The 18086-nt window shown below is 71.2% G+C and carries 14 protein-coding genes; all 14 read right to left on the bottom strand.

The features are described 5' to 3' along the window. Positions 1–235: 235 nt before the first annotated feature. The 14 genes from J2S57_RS23360 to J2S57_RS23295 all read right to left on the bottom strand — a co-directional run bounded on the left by J2S57_RS23360 (position 236) and on the right by J2S57_RS23295 (position 17785). Positions 236–2917, bottom strand: a complete 2682-nt coding sequence (locus tag J2S57_RS23360; protein ID WP_307246594.1) for a beta-L-arabinofuranosidase domain-containing protein — start codon at positions 2915–2917, stop codon at positions 236–238. After that, the gene (locus J2S57_RS23355; protein WP_307246592.1) at positions 2914–4323 is read right to left on the bottom strand and encodes an aminopeptidase P family protein; all 1410 of its coding nucleotides are present in this window, start codon (positions 4321–4323) and stop codon (positions 2914–2916) included. The genes J2S57_RS23360 and J2S57_RS23355 overlap by 4 nt, the downstream gene beginning before the upstream one ends. A gap of 5 nt (positions 4324–4328) precedes the next feature. Continuing rightward, entirely contained in the window at positions 4329–5192 is an 864-nt protein-coding gene (locus J2S57_RS23350; RefSeq protein WP_307246589.1) for an ATP-binding cassette domain-containing protein, read from the bottom strand. Further along, positions 5189–6004: an ABC transporter ATP-binding protein gene (locus J2S57_RS23345; RefSeq protein WP_307246587.1), complete on the bottom strand. Its 816-nt coding sequence runs from the start codon at positions 6002–6004 to the stop codon at positions 5189–5191. The genes J2S57_RS23350 and J2S57_RS23345 overlap by 4 nt, the downstream gene beginning before the upstream one ends. Next, the gene (locus J2S57_RS23340; RefSeq protein ID WP_307246585.1) at positions 6001–6990 is read right to left on the bottom strand and encodes an ABC transporter permease; all 990 of its coding nucleotides are present in this window, start codon (positions 6988–6990) and stop codon (positions 6001–6003) included. Before J2S57_RS23340 ends, J2S57_RS23345 begins: the two co-directional genes overlap by 4 nt. After that, entirely contained in the window at positions 6987–7934 is a 948-nt protein-coding gene (locus J2S57_RS23335; protein ID WP_307246583.1) for an ABC transporter permease, read from the bottom strand. The genes J2S57_RS23340 and J2S57_RS23335 overlap by 4 nt, the downstream gene beginning before the upstream one ends. 1 nt (position 7935) lies before the next feature. Continuing rightward, positions 7936–9642: an ABC transporter substrate-binding protein gene (locus J2S57_RS23330; RefSeq protein WP_307246580.1), complete on the bottom strand. Its 1707-nt coding sequence runs from the start codon at positions 9640–9642 to the stop codon at positions 7936–7938. A gap of 1223 nt (positions 9643–10865) precedes the next feature. After that, positions 10866–11531 (bottom strand): GntR family transcriptional regulator, encoded by a 666-nt coding sequence (locus tag J2S57_RS23325; RefSeq protein ID WP_307246577.1) that lies wholly within the window; start codon positions 11529–11531, stop codon positions 10866–10868. A gap of 34 nt (positions 11532–11565) precedes the next feature. Continuing rightward, positions 11566–12960, bottom strand: coding sequence for an aldehyde dehydrogenase (NADP(+)) (locus J2S57_RS23320; RefSeq protein WP_307246575.1), 1395 nt, complete (start codon positions 12958–12960; stop codon positions 11566–11568). 12 nt (positions 12961–12972) lie between these two features. Beyond that, entirely contained in the window at positions 12973–13974 is a 1002-nt protein-coding gene (locus tag J2S57_RS23315; RefSeq protein ID WP_307246573.1) for a proline racemase family protein, read from the bottom strand. Continuing rightward, entirely contained in the window at positions 13974–14891 is a 918-nt protein-coding gene (locus J2S57_RS23310) for a dihydrodipicolinate synthase family protein (protein ID WP_307246571.1), read from the bottom strand. The genes J2S57_RS23315 and J2S57_RS23310 overlap by 1 nt, the downstream gene beginning before the upstream one ends. Further along, on the bottom strand, positions 14888–16318 hold the full coding sequence (locus J2S57_RS23305; protein ID WP_307246569.1) for an FAD/NAD(P)-dependent oxidoreductase: 1431 nt from the start codon (positions 16316–16318) through the stop codon (positions 14888–14890). Before J2S57_RS23305 ends, J2S57_RS23310 begins: the two co-directional genes overlap by 4 nt. Continuing rightward, positions 16311–16616, bottom strand: coding sequence for a (2Fe-2S)-binding protein (locus tag J2S57_RS23300; protein WP_307246567.1), 306 nt, complete (start codon positions 16614–16616; stop codon positions 16311–16313). Before J2S57_RS23300 ends, J2S57_RS23305 begins: the two co-directional genes overlap by 8 nt. Beyond that, the gene (locus J2S57_RS23295) at positions 16613–17785 is read right to left on the bottom strand and encodes an NAD(P)/FAD-dependent oxidoreductase (RefSeq protein ID WP_307246565.1); all 1173 of its coding nucleotides are present in this window, start codon (positions 17783–17785) and stop codon (positions 16613–16615) included. The genes J2S57_RS23300 and J2S57_RS23295 overlap by 4 nt, the downstream gene beginning before the upstream one ends. Between the last annotated feature and the right edge of the window lie 301 nt (positions 17786–18086).

Genomic DNA, 18086 nt, shown 5'->3' with positions numbered 1-18086 from the left:
TCGTCCGCAGCCCTTGATCGGGCTCTGACCTGCACGATTGGCTGTTGCCGCGAACGGCGGCGGCCCGTGCCGGAGGGGAACCGGCCGACGCCGAGGGCGGAACGTGCCTGATCACCGAGGGATCCGCCCCGGTGGTCACGCACGGTCCGCCCCGCGGTCCGGCTCGGCGTCCAGGGCCCCCGCTCAGGCCCCGCGCTCAGGACCCGCGCTCAGGACGCGCGCTCAGGACCCGCGCTCAGGCCCCGATCGCCGGGAGCTCGACCGTCTGCACCGGGCTCACGTTGCCGGCCCGGTCGGTGGCCGTCACCTCGAGCGTCTGCGGCCGGTCGTGCAGGGCCCGGGTGAACGGCTCCTGGTAGACACCCCAGAAGGTCTCCGCCGTGCGCCACTGGATCCGGTCCACGCCGGACACCTCGTCCACCGCGTCGAGCGTCACCTCCACGCTGCTGCTGCCCAGCGACCGCACCCGAATGCGTGGCACCGGAGGCGTGGTGTCGACCGCGACCTCGCGCTCGGCGTACACCGTGCGCCCCAGGCCGTCGCTCGCCCGCGCCCGCACCAGGTGACGCCCGTCGTCGAGCGCCGGGAGCCCGATCCCCGTCCGCCACGCGTCTCCGTCGGCGATCTCGAGCACCGTGACGCCGGACCCGGCCGAGACCACCGTGGCCGCGCACGCCGGGGCACTGGTGTACCAGCCCGAGGGGGCCCGCTCCCCCGTGACGTCCACCCGGATCACCGGGGCCGCCTCACCGCTCAGCAGGTCGTCCGGAACCTCCCAGACCACCACGTCCTCCGTCGGCTCCTCCGACCGCCGCACCCGGCCGCCCTCGAAGGGAGTGCCGCCGGGACGATGCGGGTCGGTCGTGCCCCGCCGCCGCACCACCGGATCGTCGAGCGTGCTCTCCGCCGCCGCCCCGAGCACCGCGCCCAGCTCGGCACCACTCAGCAGACCGGTCCGGGCCGCCGTGATCACGTGCCGGTGCACCGCTGAGAAGAAGTCCTCCACCGACCCGTAGCCGCCCTCGCCCCACAGCGCCCCGAGGAACGACCACCCGTGCTGGTCGTGCCGGTTCGGGACACCGGAGTCGCTGCCGAGGAACGCGATCCGCTCATCGGCCAGCCGCAGGTAGAGGTGGTAGCGATGATCGCCCCCCGACCAGGCCGGCTCGAACGTGCGCCCGAGCACCGTGACCAGATCACCGTCGCGGGTGAAGCCGTCGAGACTGCCGTCCAGCCGCCGCAGCGCCGCCGGGGCCACCGTCTGCGTGGTGGTCGCGTCGTCGCGGGCCAGCAGCACCGTCGGGCCCAGCTCGAGACTGACGAGGGACGGGTCGTCGGGCGCCGGCACCAGCCGCAGCGGGAGCGGCAGCTCGAGGCCGACCGTGTCGCCGGGGCTGAACTCCCGGGACACCGTGACGAACCCGGCCCGGGGCCGGCTGATCACGGCACCCGGTGCGACGACCCGCTCACGGCCCCGCGCCCACTCCGGGATCCGCAGGTGCAGGTCGAGCCGTCCGGACACCTCGAGTGTCAGCGTCACCTGCCCCTCGCGCGGGTACCGGGTGTCGAGCGTGACCGAGCCACCCGCGTCCGCCCACTCCAGCCGCGAGGGCACGTACTGCAGCACGAACAGCTCGCCGGGCGCCGCGAAGAACACCGATTCCTGGTGCTTCACATGGGTTTCCAGGCCGGTGCCGCCGCAGCAGGTGCCCACGTTGCCGTACTCGCGCACGGCCCCGGCGTCGACCGGGTACATGTAGACGACCTCCGGGCTCACGTCGGACGTGACGTCGGCCCGCGCGCCCACCAGGTGGTTGAGCCCGGCCCGCTCGGCGTAGTCCGCGTACCGCACGTCGAGCGTCAGCCCGAACAGGCCCTTCGCGATCTTCAGCAGGTTGTAGGCGGCACAGCTCTCGGCGTTGCGGCGCCCGACGAATCCCGCCACCACCCCGGCCGGGCCCCACAGCTCCCCCTCACCGGTGCCGCCGTGCGCGAAGGTGCGCCCCGGGACGATCTGCTCCCAGAGGTTGACCACCGCTTCCAGGTAACGCTTCTCGCCGGTGGCCTGGTACTGCGCCAGGTGCCCGGCCAGCATCGGCAGGTGCTGATTGGCGTGCATCCCGTCGAGCACGTCCGCACCGGACGAGGCGGCGTCGAGCAGGCTGTCCATCTCGAACGCCGAAGCCGCCTCGAGGAAGGACTTCTCACCGGTGACGCGGTACAGCGCCACCAGGCTCTCGTTCATGCCGCCGTACTCACCGGCGATGTACAGCGACCACATCCTCTGCACCTGGGCCCGTTCCAGCCGGGCCATGCGCTGCACGACCCAGTGCCCCATCGAGGTGACCACCTCGACGGCCTGCTGCGAACCGACGTGCTCGTGGGCGTCCAGAAGCCCCGCCATGATCTTGTGCGTGGTGTACCAGGGCGCCCAGATCTCACCGTAGGGCGCGAGGTGCTCGAGCCGGTCGAACTGCCACTCCCCGTAGGCCGCGAGGAAACCGGGATGACTGAACCGCCCGGTGGCGGCCAGTTCCCGCTGCACCTCGGCCAGCCCGGCGACCATCTCCCCGGTCTTCTCCCGGAACACCGCCTCACCGGTGGAGGCGTGGGCCAGGGCCAGCATCGACAGGAAGTGCCCGGCGTAGTGCCCGCGCAGCAGGCTCGCCGTGGGTGCCACCCCGGCGCCCGGGTAGTCGGCCCCGGACCAGGGCTGCTCGTCGGGGTGACCGAAGTCCTCCCAGTTACCCGGGGGCTGAGCGCCTTTCGTGTCGAGGCCGGCGTTGGCGCGGAACACCGCCAGCACCCGGTCGACCGGGTAGACCCGGGCCAGGTGCAGCATCTGGTCCTGCGCGCGCGACTGCACCCCGGGATTCAGGGTGACGTCGGACAGGGCGAACGGACGGGCCAGGGTCACCGCGTCTGCTCCCGGGTCCACTTCTCCAGGCCCGCCGCGTCGATCGGCAGCGCGCCGGAGAGCACCTCGTGGCCGCCCGGGGTGACGAGCAGGTCGTCTTCGATGCGCACGCCGATACCCCGCAGCTCGGGCGGGAGGGTCTCGTCGTGGGCGTGGAAGTACAGGCCCGGTTCCACGGTCAGCACCATGCCTGCCTGCAGCGGAGCGCCGTGGTACTTGTCGTAGACGGACATCCCGCAGTCGTGCACGTCCAGACCCAGGTGGTGCCCGACGCCGCAGGCCAGGTAGCGGCGGTGCTGCTGCCCCTGCGGCGACAGGGCCTCGTCGACCGAGACCGGCAGCAGACCCCAGTCGTGCAGACCCCGGGCGATGATCTCCATCGAGGCGAAGTGGAAGTCCGAGTACTGGGCCCCGGGCCGCACCTGGGCCATGCCCGCCCGGTGCGACGCCTCGACCAGATCGTGCACGGCGCGCTGGATCCCGGTGAACTCCCCGCTCGCCGGGATCGTGCGGGTGACGTCGGCCGTGTAGAGCGAGTCGGCCTCCACCCCCATGTCGAGCAGCAGCGTCTCGCCGGGGAGGACCGGGCCGTCGCAGCGCACCCAGTGCAGGATCGGCGCGTGCGGCCCGGACCCCACGATGGTCGCGTAGCCCGGGCCGTTGCCGAACGTCCGCGCGTGCCGGTCGAACGTGCCCTGCAGCCAGCGCTCGCCGAGGTTCTCGGCCAGCACCCGCGGCAGCTCGCCGGCCACCGCCGCGAAACCGCCCACGGTGGCGTCGATCGCCTCGCGGAGCTGGGCGATCTCCCAGTCGTCCTTGATCATGCGCAGGTCGGAGGCCACCTCGGCGGTCTCGGCCTCGTCGACGCCGTCGGGGGCGACGAACTCGCTGACCGGACGGACCCTCACCCCGAGAGCCGCGGCCCACTCGGCGAGCCCGGCGCTGGGCCCGACCCAGAGCTCGCCGTGCGCGGCGCTGGCGTAGAAGTCCTTCTCACCGGGCCGGGCGGGCGGGGGCAGGTAGAGCGTCGCGTCGTGACCGGTGCCGTGCGGGGTCATCACCAGCACCGAGCCCTCGGCCTGGCAGCTCGTGGCCCAGACGAAGTCGCTGTCGGCCCGGAAGGCGTAGTCGGCGTCCCCGTTGCGGTTGCGGGCGGCGCCGGAGGCGAGCACCAGGGTGCGCCCGGGCAGCGCGGCGCTGAGGCGGTCCCGGTGGTCGGCGGCGGCCTGCGCGGCGGCGGCGTTCACCGGGGCGGGCACCGGGCGGTCTTCCCAGCCCTGGCTGATCCAGCTCTGGAAGCCGGTGCTCTGCTCGGACAGCCGCGGCGGACGGGTGCCCGCCCCGACCGGTCGCTCTCCGGCCGGACCGGGCGGCGTGGTGGTCACGAAGCTGGGTGTGCTGGTCATCGGAGTCACTCTCCCCTGGGCGTGGACGTGGTCGTCTCGAGCCGGGCCCCCGCGTTGTGCCGCCGGGCCGCCTCCCACTCGGGGCGGATCCGGGGCACCGCGGCGAGCAGCTTGCGGGTGTACTCGTGCTGCGGGTCGTCGAACACCGCGTCACGCGGCCCGGTCTCGACCACCCGGCCCGCCGTCATCACCGCCACCGTGGTCGCGATCTGGCGCACCACGGCCAGGTCGTGCGCGATGAAGAGGCAGCCGAATCCCTCCTCCCGCTGCAGCGTGCGCAGCAGGTTGATGATCTGGGCCTGCACCGAGACGTCCAGCGCGGACACGGCCTCGTCGCAGACCAGCACGCGGGGGCCGACGGCGAGGGCCCGGGCGATGCCGATGCGCTGGGCCTGACCACCGCTGAACTGGGCCGGGTACCGGTCGACGTGCCCGGGATCCAGGCCCACCCGTTCGAGCAGGCCCTGCGCCACGGCCCGCGAGCCGCCCGGCATCGGCCGCTTCTGGTAGCGCAGGGGCGCAGTGACGATGCGCTCCACGGTGTGCCGCGGGTTGAGCGACGAGAACGGGTCCTGGAACACCATCTGCACCTGACGCCGGACCTCGAGCAGGTCGGCGCCGGACAGCGTGGTGACGTCCTGGCCGTCGAGGAGCACCGTGCCCGAGGTGACGTCGATCAGCCGGGCGGCCAGGCGCGCGGTGGTCGACTTGCCCGAGCCGGACTCGCCGACCAGCGCCAGGGTCTGGCCGGCGTGCAGCTCGAACGAGACGTGGTCGACGGCCGTGAACCGCCGGGCCGGTCTGACCAGCCCGGCCGTGCCCGCCACGTCGAACTCCTTGACCAGCTCCTGGGCTGCGAGGAGCGTCATGCCGGGCCTCCCGTGGTGGTGCGGAGTTCGCCGATGCTGTCGTCGATGCGGGGAACCGCGTCGAGCAGCGCCTGCGTGTAGGCGTGCTGCGGGTCGGAGAAGATCCGCTCGGCGGAACCTCTCTCGACCACCGAGCCGTCGCGCATGACGATCAGCTGGTCGGCCACCTCGCTGACCACGGCGAGGTCGTGCGTGATGAGGATGAGCGCAGCGCCGGTGTCGCGGCGCACCTCGGCGAGCAGGTCGAGGATCTGGGCCTGCACGGTCACGTCGAGGGCCGTGGTCGGCTCGTCGGCGATGATCAGCTCCGGCTCGGTCGACAGGGCCATCGCGATCATCACGCGCTGGCGCATGCCACCCGAGAACTGGTGAGGGTAGTCGTCGACCCGGCGGCCGGCGTCCTTGATGTGCACCCGTTCCATCGCCTCGATCGCCGCCTGCCGGGCGGCTTTACGGCTGACGCCCGACCGGTGCGACCGGTACGCCTCGGCGATCTGCGTGCCCACCGTGTAGTAGGGGTTGAGCGACGAGAGCGGGTCCTGGAACACCATCGCGATCCGGTTGCCGCGCACGGCGCGCATCTGGCGCTCCGGCAGTGACGTCAGGTCGGTGCCGTCGAAGTCGATGCGCCCCGAGCGCCGGGCCGACGCGGGCAGCAGCCCCATGATCGCCAGGCTGGTCATCGACTTGCCCGAGCCGCTCTCACCGACGATTCCCAGCGTCCCACCCGCGGGGACCTCGAAATCGATGCCGGCCACCACGTCCGTCGTTCCGAAACTGACCGTAAGGCCCTGGGCGGACAGCAGACTCATGCCGACACCCCCACCCGGACGCGCGGGTCGATCGCCGAGTAGAGCAGGTCGACCACCATGTTGCCGACCACCACGAAGAACGCGGCGAGCAGCGTGACGGCCATGATGACCGGCTGGTCGTTCTTGGTGATCGAGTCGGCGGCCAGCTTGCCCACCCCGTTGATGCCGAAGACGGTCTCGGTGATCAGAGCGCCACCGAGCAGGCCGGCGAAGTCCATGCCGGCGATGGTGACGATCGGTGTGAGGGCCGGGCGCAGGGCGTGCCGCCGCCAGACCAGGTCCGGGCGCAGCCCTTTGGCGCGAGCGGTGCGCACGAAGTTCTCGTCGAGCGTGTCGATCACGTTGGCCCGGGTGAGCCGCGTGTACGAGGCCGCGTAGCCGATCGCCAGCACCGACCAGGGCAGGATGAAGTTGAGGAACCACTGCACCGGATCGTCGGCGAACGGCACCGCCTGCGGGAACGGGAGCCACTGCAGCCAGACCACGAAGACGTACTGGAGCGCCAGCGCCAGAACGTAGTTGGGCACCGACATGCCGCCGAGCGTCAGCCCGGCGATGAAGCGGTCGGCGAATCTGCCTTCCTGCACCGCGCTGACCAGACCACCGATCACGCCCATGAGCAGCCAGAGCACGGCCGCGCCGATCGCGACGACGGCGGTGACCGGCAGACGCTGCACGATCATGTCGGTGACGACCTGCGAGGTCTGGAACGAGTAGCCCAGACACGGTGCCGGGCAGCTGATCCCGCCGTCGTACTCCCGGCCGACGAAGAGCCCGCGCAGGAAGTTGAGGAACTGGGTGACGAACGGATCGCTCAGGCCCAGGTTCTCGCGGATCTGGTCGATGCGCTCGGGGGTGCAGTTCTTGCCGCAGATCTGCACCGCCGGGTCGGGCGAGAGCAGGAAGAAGACCATGTAGGTGAAGAGGCAGACCCCGAACAGGACGAGAACCATTCCGGCGACGCGGTTCACGACGTACTTCGTCACGAGCGACCTCCCGGGTCCACCACGGCGCGGATGCGGTCACCGAGAACCATGAACGACAGCACGAGCAGCGCCAGGAACACGCCGGGCACCAGGAAGTACAGGGGCACGACCGAGTACCAGAGCACCGAGCTCGAGATCATCTGCCCCCAGCTCGGGGTCGGCGGAACCACCCCGACGCCGAGGAAGCTGAGCCCGGCCTCGGTGCCGATGTAGCCGGGCACCGCGAGCGTGACCATCACCAGGATGGTCGAGCGCAGGTTGGGCAGGATCTCGGTGAAGACGACCGTGGCCCGCGAGGCGCCGGAAGCCACGGCGGCCTCGACGAACTCGCGTTCCTTGAGCGACATGGTCTGCCCGCGCACGATCCGCGCCAGGTAGGGCCAGCCGAACACCGAGATGACCACGACGAGCAGGTACTGCCGGTTGTCGGCGGGCATCGCTGAGAGCACGGCGATCATGAAGATCAGCGCGGGGAAGGCCATGAGGAACTCCATCACCCGTGAGATCACCATGTCGGTGCGTCCACCGAAATAGCCCGCCAGCAGCCCGAAGACGACTCCGAGCACGCTGGTGAGGACCGTGGCCGAGACCGCGATGAGCATGGACGACCGGGCGCCGTAGACGATGCGTGCGAACACGTCCCGCCCGGTGCCGGGTTCGACGCCGAGCCAGTGCTCACGGGAGAAGCCGTGGAGCGGGATGCCGCCCATGTTGGCGTCGATGGCGCTCTGGTCGAACTCGTAGGGACTCCAGCCGCTGATCTTCACGATCAGCGGGGCGAAGACGGCCATGAGCACGATCAGGCCGATGTAGGCCGCGCACGCGACGGCGGCCGGGTCACGCAGCAGCGTCTTCAGGACGCGGCCCCGTGCCTGCGGGGTGGTGCCGGCGGTCTCCTGCTCGGATTCCGCCGGCACCGTCAGACCGGTCGAGGGGATGGTCATCTCAGCCCCGCGACGGGTCCTTGAGCCCGATGATGGTGTAGTCGATGTCGCCGCTCGGGGTGATGAACCCGCCGAGGTTCTCACCCGGGAGGTAGAGCCGGTTCTCGACGTTCAGCGGCACGACCGGCGCGAGCTGCATGATCTGCTCGTCGAGGGCGCCCCAGGCGGTGTTGGCCGCGTCGATGTCGGTGAGCTTCTTGCCCGCGTCGATCGCGTCGTTCACGGCCTGGTCGTCGAGCTGGGCCAGGTTCGAGTTGCCCTTGTCGTAGATGTTGCGGCCGTCGAACAGCGGCGGCAGGAAGGTCGAGGCACTGGAGTTCCAGTCCGGGCACCAGCCGGTGATCGCGGCGTCGTGCTGCTGCGACGGGGTGCCGATGGTCTCGTAGTAGGTCGAGACGTCGATGACGTTGAGCTTCACGTCGATGCCGACCTTCTGCAGGGCCTGCTGGATCGCCTCGCCCTGGCGCTGCATCACCGGGTTCGCGCGGATGTCGAGGGTCAGCTCGAACCCGCCGTCCTGACCGGCCTCGGCCAGCAGGGCCTTGGCCTTCTCGACGTCGCCCTTGCCACCCTCGCTCGGGTACAGGTCGAAGTCCTTGTGACCGGAGACCGTGCTCGGGATGATCGTGTTCGCCACGGTCGCGAACTGCGTTCCGCCGGCGGCGTTCAGCACGCTGCTCTTGTCCACCGCGTACTCGATCGCCTGACGCACCTTGACGTCGTTCAGCGGCTTCTTGGTGGTGTTCAGCCCCATGTAGGTGAGGCAGGTCGACGGGTTCTTGACCAGTCTCTGCTGCAGGGCGGGCGTCTGGATACGCGCGATGGTCGCCGTCTGGATGCTCGGGGCGCTGGTCATCGAGTTGATGTCGCTGCCCTGCTGGGCGATGAGGCGCTCGTCGATCGTGGCGCCGTCGATGCCGATGGTGAAGGTCCAGTTGTCGGGGTAGGCCTTGCGCTGCTCGTCGGTGGAGGCGTCCCACTCCGGGTTGCGCTTCAGCTGGATCACGCTGCCGGGCGTGAACTTCTCCAGGTCGTAGGGGCCGGAGGCGACGATGTCGTTGATGAACTCGTCGCCCTTGCCGGTGCCCTCCGGGAACGGCGTGCCGCTCGGCATCGACAGCACGGCGTCGAACTCGGGGAAGGCTTCCTTCAGGTGGAAGACGATCGTGCGGTCGTCGGGCGTCTCGATGGTGTCGAGATCACCGGACCGGTAGGGGCCCTCGTAGTCCTTCGGCGCGTCGATGACCTGCTTGAGATAGGGCGAGCCGATGCCGATCTCGGGGTCCCAGCTGCGGCTGATGCCGAACTTCACGTCCTTGGAGGTGATCGCGGCGCCGGTGTCGAACTTGACGCCCTCCTTCAGCGTGTAGGTCCAGGTCTTGCCGTCGTCGGAGACCTTCCCGAGCGACTCGGCCAGGTCGGGCACCATCGCGTTGGGGTCGGACGCGTCGTTGGCGGCCTTGGTGACGAGCGTGCGGTAGACGAGGCGGTAGAACGAGTTGACGCCGCCGTCCCAGCCCCGGGTCGGGTCGAGGTACGAGAAGTCGGCGTTCTGCAGCACCTGCACGGTGCCGCCCTTGCGCGGGGTCTCGCTGCTGCCGCCCGCACCGCTGGTGCTGCCGCCGGCCGAGCCGCCGGAACAGGCCGACAGGGCGAGGGCCGAGGCCATCACCAGGCCCAGGGCCGTCCGGGGAGTGCTTCTCTTCACGGGGTTCTGCCTTCCGGGATGACGCGGACCGGGTCGCGAGGGGGCGGTGCCGGTGCGCGTTGCGTCGAGATCAGCGAAAGTCGTTCTCGCGGTGCGAAAGATCCACGCCGGGGATACGTGGGGAGACAGGCGGGACGTGAGGCCCGGGCAGGAGGGCGGCCGTCAGGCGCGCCCCACGGGTCACGACAGGTGCCGGGATTTATGGGGTAATGCCGGTCACTGGGTGGAACAGTAATATGTCACACCTTGCAGGTGAAGAGGTGAGGGCGGTCTAGTTACAAACCATTAATGTTTCCGTCGGCGAACGGCCCGCTTTCGCGGTCATCTCACCGAAAGTGAGCACTCGGCAGCAGTTTCACTGGTTTTCCAGGCGGCTTGAGGACGCGTCGGTCACCCCGGGCGCGTCGGTCCCGCTCAAGCGGTGGGGCGCCTCGGAGCGAGTGGTGCAACCTCACGCCCTCGGGATCAGCGCCTGTTTCATGCGCGCCGGATGACGCCGCCCGGTGGTGTGACCTGATCCGGTGCCGACGGGCCGCTCGTGTCTCCGGGAGCAGAGCACCCCCCTATACCGCTTGGGTATAGGGGGGTGTTCTGCTCTCGGGCCGTGGCCAGCCGGAGTGACCGGGCGTGCCAGGGTCGACCGGGCGGACGGCGTCGACGGGGGTCAACGGGGTCGACGGGATGGATCGGGACAGACGGGGTGGACGGGATCGACCAGGTGGACGGGGTCGACCGGGATCGACCAGTGAACGGCGTCGACCGGGTGAACGGCGTCGACCGGGTGGACGGCGTCGACCGGGTGGACGGCGTCGACCGGGTGGACGGCGTCGACGGGGGTCGACGGGGTGAACGGCGTCGACGGGGTCGACGGGGTCGACGGGGTCGACGGGGTCGACGGGGTCGACGGGGTCGACGGGGTCGACGGGGTCGACGGGGTGAACGGGATCGATCAGGCGGACCGGGGGCGACCAGGGCGACCAGGTGAGCCGAATGGCGAATTCGAGATTCCCACCAGCGAATTGGCGTGGTCAGGCCCACTGGACGACCCGGCGCGGTCACGCCCACCCCGGCAATCCCGGCGCGCTCACACCCACCCGGGCAGCCCCAGCACGCTCACACCCACCCCGGCAACGCCGGCATGCTCACACCCACCCCGGCAACCCCGGCACGCTCACACCCACCCCGGCAGTCCCGACAGCCCCGGCACGGCCACCCGGGCGCTCTCAGGCCTCGTCGCGTCCGCTCCACCAGCCGAGCACGTGCTCGATGTGCGAGTGCATGAGCTGTTCGGCGCCGCGGCCGTCGCGGGCCTCGAGCAGGTCCATCAGCTGCAGGTGCTCGCCGGCCGAGCGGGCCAGTTCGTCCGAGCCGATCAGGTTGGCCAACCCCACCATGCGGGTCTGCTGACGCAGGTCGCGCACCAGCTCGACCAGGCGGTCGTTGCCGGTGAGCCGGAGCAGGGCCAGGTGGAAGTCGACGTCGGCGGCCAGGTAGGTCGGGATGTCGGCCGAGGCTGCGGACTTCACGATCAGCGCGGCCTTCTCGCGCAGCTCGACCGCGGCGTACGGCTGCAGGATGCGCGCGATGTCGCGCATCGGGGGCACCTCGAGCAGCTGCCGGATGCGCACGATCTCCCAGAGGTCCTGCTCGCTGACGTCCGTGACCCGGAAACCCTTGTTGCGCACGGTCTCGACGAACCCGCGCTTGGCCAGGTTCAGCATCGCCTCGCGCACCGGGGTCGCCGAGACCCCGAAGCGGGCCCCGAGCGTGGGCGCGGTCAGCAGCGTGCCCGGGGCCAGCTCACCGGACACGATCGCCGAGGCCAGGGCCTCCTCGACCGTCCCGCGCAGGCTCGAGCCCGCGGCGACCGGTCCGATGTGCGACGTCACTTACCCTCCCGACCCGAGCATCCGACGAGCGATGCTACTCACCCCGGCTGTCCGCCGTACGCAGCTCGGCCGGCAGCAGGCTCTCGGGGAACCCCTGGAAAGCGACCGGCCGCTGGAACCGCTCGATCGCGGCGAGCCCCACCGAGGTCGTCAGCGGGCTGGTGGACGCGGGGTACGGGCCTCCGTGCTGCTGCGCGGCACTCACGCTCACGCCGGTCGGCCACTGGTTGTAGAGCACCCGGCCGACCCGGGAACTCAGCGCCGCGACCGCCTCGGCGGCCACCGCGTCCCCCGTCGCCGTGCCGTGAACCGACCCGGTGAGCTGCCCCGGAACCGTGCCCAGGGCGTCCGCCAGCTCCTGCGCCGACCCGTACTCGACCACCAGCCCGGCCGGGCCGAACATCTCGGTCTCCAGAGCCTTCGGGTCGAGCTCCGCGACGGTGGTGCGGAAGACCCGCGCCGCCACGCCCTGCTCGTTCGCCGGCCCCGAGACCGCCTCGACGATCCCAAGCAACCCGGCCACCACGTCCGTCGACGCCCGGAAACCCTCTTCCAGGCGGGAGTTCAGCATCCGGCCGGGCTCGGCCAGGGAGACCGAGGCCAGGAAGGAGTCGGCGTCGGGCACGAAGACCAGGCCCGGATTCGTGCAGAACTGGCCGGATCCGAGCAGCAGCGAGTCGAGCCAGCCGGCGACGATGTCCGGTCCGCGCTCGGCCCAGCCCTCGGGCGTGACCACGACCGGGTTCACGCTGCCGAGCTCGCCGTAGAACGGGATCGGCTCCGGACGCGAGACCGCGATGTCGTACAGAGCCCGCCCACCGGCGGTGGAACCGGTGAAACCGACTGCCTTGATCCGGGAATCACGCAGCGCCGCGAGCGAGGGGTCGACGCCCTCGACGAGTGCGAACATCCCCTCCGGCAGCACGTCCGCGACCAGCGCGGCCGTGCGCCGTGACAGTTCCGGATGCCCGGGGTGCGCCTTCACCACGACCGGGCAGCCGGCCGCCAGCGCCGACACCGTGTCACCGCCGAACACGCTGAACGCGAACGGGAAGTTGCTCGCGGCGAACACCAGCACGGGCCCCAGCGGGACCACACCGCGCCGCAGGTCGGGCCGGGGACCGCTGCCCCAGTTCGCCTCCGGCGGGTCGACCCGGCTGGGCGTGAGGGCACCGGTGCGCAGGGCGTCGGCGAACAGCCGGGCCTGGAACGTGGTGCGCTTCAGCTCACCGGTGAGCCGGGCCGTGGGCAGGTGGGACTCGCTGTGCGCCAACGGGATCAGCTCGTCGGCCGCCGCGTCGAGCGCGTCGGCGGCGGCGTCCAGCCAGCCCGCCCGGTCGGTCGGCGTGGCCGCCCGGGCGCCGGTCAGCGGGACGGCCGCGGCCGCGCTCAGTACCTTGTCGAGGGAGGTCATGTCGTCCTTGCTCATGTGCTCACGATGTCAGAACTCGAAACCCTCCGGGTACGGGTCGCTCGGGTCGAGCAGGTACTGCCCGATGCCGGTGACCCAGGCCCGTCCGGTGATGGTCGGCAGCACGGCCTTCAGCCCGCCGACGGTGGTCTCGCCGATCAGCCGCCCGGTGAAGCGGCTGCCGATGAAGCTCTCGTTGACGAAGTCCTGGTGCAGGGGCAGCTCACCGCGCGCGTGCAGCTCGGCCATCCGGGCGGACGTTCCGGTGCCACAGGGCGAACGGTCGAACCAGCCCGGATGGATGGCCATCGCGTGCCGCGACAGCACCGCGTCGGAGCCCGGGGCGATGAATTCCACGTGGTGGCAGTGGTTCACACCCTCGATCTGGGGATGCTTCGGCGGCGCCTGAAGGTTGATCGCGTTCATGATCGCCAGCCCCGCGCCCAGGATCTCCTGCTGTCGCGACCGGTCGAACGGCAGGTTCACCGCGTCGAGATCGACCATGGCGTAGAAGTTCCCGCCGAAGGCCAGGCTGTAGGGCACGGCCCCGAGACCGGGCACCTCGATCGTCTCGTCGAGCCGTTCGCAGTACGAGGGGACGTTCTCGAGGGTCACGCTGTCGGCGTGGCCGTCACTGACGGCCACCTTCGCGACGACCAGCCCGGCCGGGGTGTCGAGCCGGATCGTGGTGACCGGCTCGATCACCTCGACCATGCCGGTCTCCACCAGAACCGTTGCCACCCCGATGGTTCCGTGCCCACACATCGGCAGGCAGCCGGAGACCTCGATGTAGAGCACCCCGAAGTCGGCGTCCGGGCGGGTGGGCGGCTGCAGGATCGCGCCGCTCATCGCCGCGTGCCCGCGCGGCTCGTTCACCAGGAACCGGCGCACGTGATCCATCTCCGCGATGAAGTGCAGGCGCCGCTCGTTCATGGTGGCGCCCGGGATCACCCCCACTCCCCCGGTGACGACCCGCGTGGGCATGCCCTCGGTGTGCGAGTCGACCGCGGTGAAGAGCCGTTTCGACCTCATCAGGCCGTGGCCCGCAACGACTCGATACCCGCGATCGCGCGCTCCATGTCGGCCCGCACCTGCGCGGTGTGCTCCGGCGTGAGCGGGCCCCGCGGCGGGCGGCACGGGCCGCCGTAACGCCCGACCATCTCCATGCCCAGCTTGATCGCCTGCACGAACTCCACGCGCGAGTCCCAGCGGAACACCGCGACCAGGTGCCGGTACAGCTCGCGGGCCTGATCGTAGCGCCCGGCCACCATGTGGTCGTAGATCTCGACCGACTCGCGCGGGAAGGTGTTGGGGAAGCCCGCGAACCAGCCCACCGCACCGTCGACCATCAGCTCGAACAGCACGTCGTCGGCGCCGGCCACGATGTCGATGTCGCACAGCTCGGAGATCTCGAACGCGCGGCGCACGTCGCCGCTGAACTCCTTGATCGCCGAGATGTTCGGGATCTTGGCGATCTCGGCCACCAGCGACGGCACCAGGTCGACCTTGGTGTCGATCGGGTTGTTGTAGATCATCACCGGCAGGCCGACCTCGGCGATCTTCTCGTAGTGCTCGATCACCTGCGCGGGCGAGGCCCGGTACATGGTGGGCGGCAGCGAGAGCACGCCGTGCGCACCGTCTTCGGCGGCCAGCTCGGCCCAGTGCCTCGCCTGGTGCCAGCCCGGCCCGTGCACACCGGCCACGACCACGCCGCGGTCGCCGACGGTCTCGACCGCGACCTGGATCACCTTGCGGCGCTCGGCGTCGGTGAGCGAGGAGTACTCACCGAGCGAGCCGTTCGGGCCGACACCGCGGCAGCCGTTGCTGATCAGCCAGTCGCAGTGCTCGGCGAACTTGTCGTAGTCGACCTCGAGACCGGCCGGGGCGGAGGGGTTCTCTTTGTAGGGAAGGGCGGTGGCGACGATGACGCCACGGAGGTCGGTGGTCACGGATGGTCCTCTCGATCAGGGGCACGTTCGGGTGCGGGAGCGGGGGTGAGGGTCGCGGCCAGTTCCCCGAGCCGGACCGGTGTGGCGATGGGGCGGTGCGACGTGCGGCCTGCCTGCATCAGGCCGCCCGTCTCGACGACGAGGATGTCCTCGAGGTTGCGGCCGCAGGTGCGGCCCTGGCACGGCCCGAGACCGGCCCGGGTCGTGAGTTTGAGGGAACGGAGTCCGCGGGCACCGGTTTTCGCGGCGATGTCGCGGACCTCGCCGACGGTGACGTCCTCGCAGCGGCACAGCACGGTCTCCGGCGTGGCCCAGGTCTGCCAGCCCGGCCGGATGCCGTGGGCGGCGTGCATGCGGCTGGCGAAGGTCGCGTACCGCCGGCGCTTTTCCAGGGCCTGCGGACGCGGTGGTCGCCCGGCCGCGGCGCTCCCGGCGATCTCGCCCTCGGCGAGGGAGAGGTCGGCTCCGCCGATCCCGGTCAGCTCGCCCGCGCTGAAGACGCCGGGAACGGTCGTCCTCTGCTCGTGATCGACCACCACGAAACCGTTCTCGTCAACCGCGCACCCGGCCGCGGTGGCCAGCTCGGTACGTGGGACGAAACCGTGACTGACACAGACGGCGTCGACCTCGATCACCCTCTCGGAGCCGGGTACGCGCGTCCAGTCGTCATCGAGTCCGGCCAGTGTGACCGCCCGCACCCGGTCGGTGCCGTGGGCCTCGACGACGGTGCGGCCGGTCCAGTAGGGGACGCGGTGGCGCGCCATCGCCTGCACGTAGCCACCGAGTTCGGTCGCCTTGGAACGGGTGCCGAGCAGTTCCCAGGGGCGCGGGAGCCAGCCTCGCGCCAGGCGCCGCGGGCCGGAGGCCTCGGCGACGCCGACGACCGTGGCGCCGGTCTGGATCAGGCTGGTGACGACGGGGAGCAGGAACGGCCCGGCCCCGGCCACCAGCACCCGCTGCCCGACCGCCACCCGCTCGCCCTTGGCCAGGGCCTGGGCGGCACCGGCGGTGAAGACGCCGGGCAGGTCCCAGCCCGGGAACGGGAGGGTGCGCTCCTGGCCGCCGGTCGCGACGACGAGCCGGTCGGGCGCGTAGGTGCGCGGTTCGCGGTCGGTGCCGTCGGGTGCGCCGACCATGACGTGCACGAGGGGCGGCGCGTCGTCGTTGCGGTCGACGGCCCAGACGTGGGCCCCGAGCACGACGTCGCAGCCCTCGGTGATCGTGCGCCTGAGCTCGAGGAAGGTGTCCCAGCCGTGGTGCAGCGCGGCCTCGTTCGCGCCGCTGCGCCCGTCGGCCAGGTGGCGCCAGTACTGCCCGCCCAGGTCGTAGCCGGCCTCGAGCACAGTCACCCGGGCCCCGGCCTCGAGAGCGGCCGCGGCGGCGGCCATCCCGGCCGGGCCACCGCCGATGATCAGCACCTCAGCCATCCTGGACCCCCGTGGTGATCACGTCGCCCTCCTGCGCACGCCGCTGACAGGCTCGCACGTCGGGCAGGTCGTTGACCGTGACCAGGCAGTCGAAACACACTCCGATACCGCAGAACACGCCCCGCGGACGGCCGTTCCGGCTGGTGCGCCAGGAGACCCGGCCGGCGCCGAGCAGGATGCCCGCGACGGTCTGCCCGGCCTGGCCGGTGACCTCCTCGCCGTCGAGCGTGACGGTGAGCGGGCCGGAGTCCTGCGGCCGCACCGGGTCGAGCTCGACAGGGACGCGACGGGGGTTCACGCGGCGTCCTCCAGGGTCAGCGTGGGCCGGTCGACGCGGAACGGGTTGCCCGGATCGGGTTTCGCGAGCAGGCCGGTGAGGATCTCGGCCGTGGCCAGACTCAGCCCGATGCCGGCCCCCTCGTGGCCGGTGGCGTGGAACAGCCCCTGCACCCGGGGGTCCGGGCCGATCACCGGCAGGTGGTCGGGCATGAACGGCCGGAACCCGCCGTAGGCCCGCATCACCGGGACGTCCTTGAGGAAGGGGAAGAGCAGCAGCGCCTTCGCCGCCATGGTGGCGACCACGCGGGCCTCGATGCGGTCGTCGAAACCACGCCGCTCACGTGACGAGCCGATGAGAACGGTGCCGGCGGCGGTGGACTCGACCACGCTGGAGACCTGGAGGTCGGCCGCACCGGACCCGACGGCGCCGACGTAGTCCGCGTCGTAGACCTTGCGGTGGACACGGTGCGGCATGCGGGTGGTGACGAGCACGGTGCCGCGCCGGGGACGCACCGGCAGCGGGGCCCGGAGCCGACGCGAGAGCTCACCCGACCAGGGACCGGCGGCGAGCACCACGGCGTCACCGGTGACCGGGCCGTCGGTGGTCAGGACCCCCTGCAACCGGTCGCCGATCAGCAGCGGCCCGACCACCTCGACGCCCTGCCGCACCCGCACCCCCCGGGAACGGGCGGAGGCGAGCAGGGCTTCGGTCGCGACGACGGGCTGAACCTGGGCGTCGCCGGGATAGAAGACCGCGGCCGTCCAGTCCCGGGTGAGATCCGGTTCCAGCTCGCGGACCCGGGACTCGTCGACCTCGTCGGCCACCACGTCCGCCGTTCGCTGTTCGGCCGCGAAACCGCGCAACGCGACCGCGCCCGCCCCGGTGGTGGCGACGACCAGCCCGCCCTTGTGATCGAGTTCGAGCCCCGGGAACCCGGCCGGCAGCTCGTCGCGGAGCTGCCCGTCGAGCTCACGCCACAGCTCCAGCGAGCGCCGCATGAGCTCGAGCTCGGGGCCCGGGCCCTTGTCGGAGACGAGGAGGTTGCCTTCCCCGCGCGAGGAGGTACCCCCCGCGGTGGGACCCCGGTCGAGCACAACCACCTCGTAGCCGTGGTGCCCGAGGGACCGGGCGATCGCGGCGCCGACGATGCCGGCCCCGATCACAATGATGCGCCCTCGCTCAGTCACGTCAGTAATATTGCACAGCGCCCAGCCGGGCGGAAGGGGTGAATTGTTCCGACCGCTGGGCGAATATGCCGGTCGGAGAACAGTTAACAAGCCTGTAGCAATACTTGGGCGTCTTGACAGCACCCGGCGGTCCCACTAAGGGAGCGGCGGCGATTCATCAGTGGCATTGCACTGATCCACTGCCGGACGCGCGCGCGGGCCGGTGCGGGTCTCCGGCCCGCCGGGCCGGTTCAGACGATCGCGGACGCCGATGTCCCGGACCTCGTACCGGCCCCGCCCATGTGCCGTGACATGATCGGGC

Source organism: Kineosporia succinea, from assembly GCF_030811555.1.
GTDB lineage: Bacteria > Actinomycetota > Actinomycetes > Actinomycetales > Kineosporiaceae > Kineosporia > Kineosporia succinea.
Note: the sequence above shows the minus strand (reverse complement) of the source record. Positions and strands in the feature narration are given on the sequence as shown.

What these genes read in the sequence shown, in the direction of transcription:
- J2S57_RS23350 (WP_307246589.1), bottom strand. Translation starts at nt 5,192, where the DNA reads ATGACGCTCCTCGCAGCCCAGGAGCTGGTCAAGGAGTTCGACGTGGCG.
- J2S57_RS23345 (WP_307246587.1), bottom strand. Translation starts at nt 6,004, where the DNA reads ATGAGTCTGCTGTCCGCCCAGGGCCTTACGGTCAGTTTCGGAACGACG.
- J2S57_RS23355 (WP_307246592.1), bottom strand. Translation starts at nt 4,323, where the DNA reads ATGACCAGCACACCCAGCTTCGTGACCACCACGCCGCCCGGTCCGGCC.
- J2S57_RS23305 (WP_307246569.1), bottom strand. Translation starts at nt 16,318, where the DNA reads ATGGCTGAGGTGCTGATCATCGGCGGTGGCCCGGCCGGGATGGCCGCC.
- J2S57_RS23320 (WP_307246575.1), bottom strand. Translation starts at nt 12,960, where the DNA reads ATGAGCAAGGACGACATGACCTCCCTCGACAAGGTACTGAGCGCGGCC.
- J2S57_RS23315 (WP_307246573.1), bottom strand. Translation starts at nt 13,974, where the DNA reads ATGAGGTCGAAACGGCTCTTCACCGCGGTCGACTCGCACACCGAGGGC.
- J2S57_RS23335 (WP_307246583.1), bottom strand. Translation starts at nt 7,934, where the DNA reads ATGACCATCCCCTCGACCGGTCTGACGGTGCCGGCGGAATCCGAGCAG.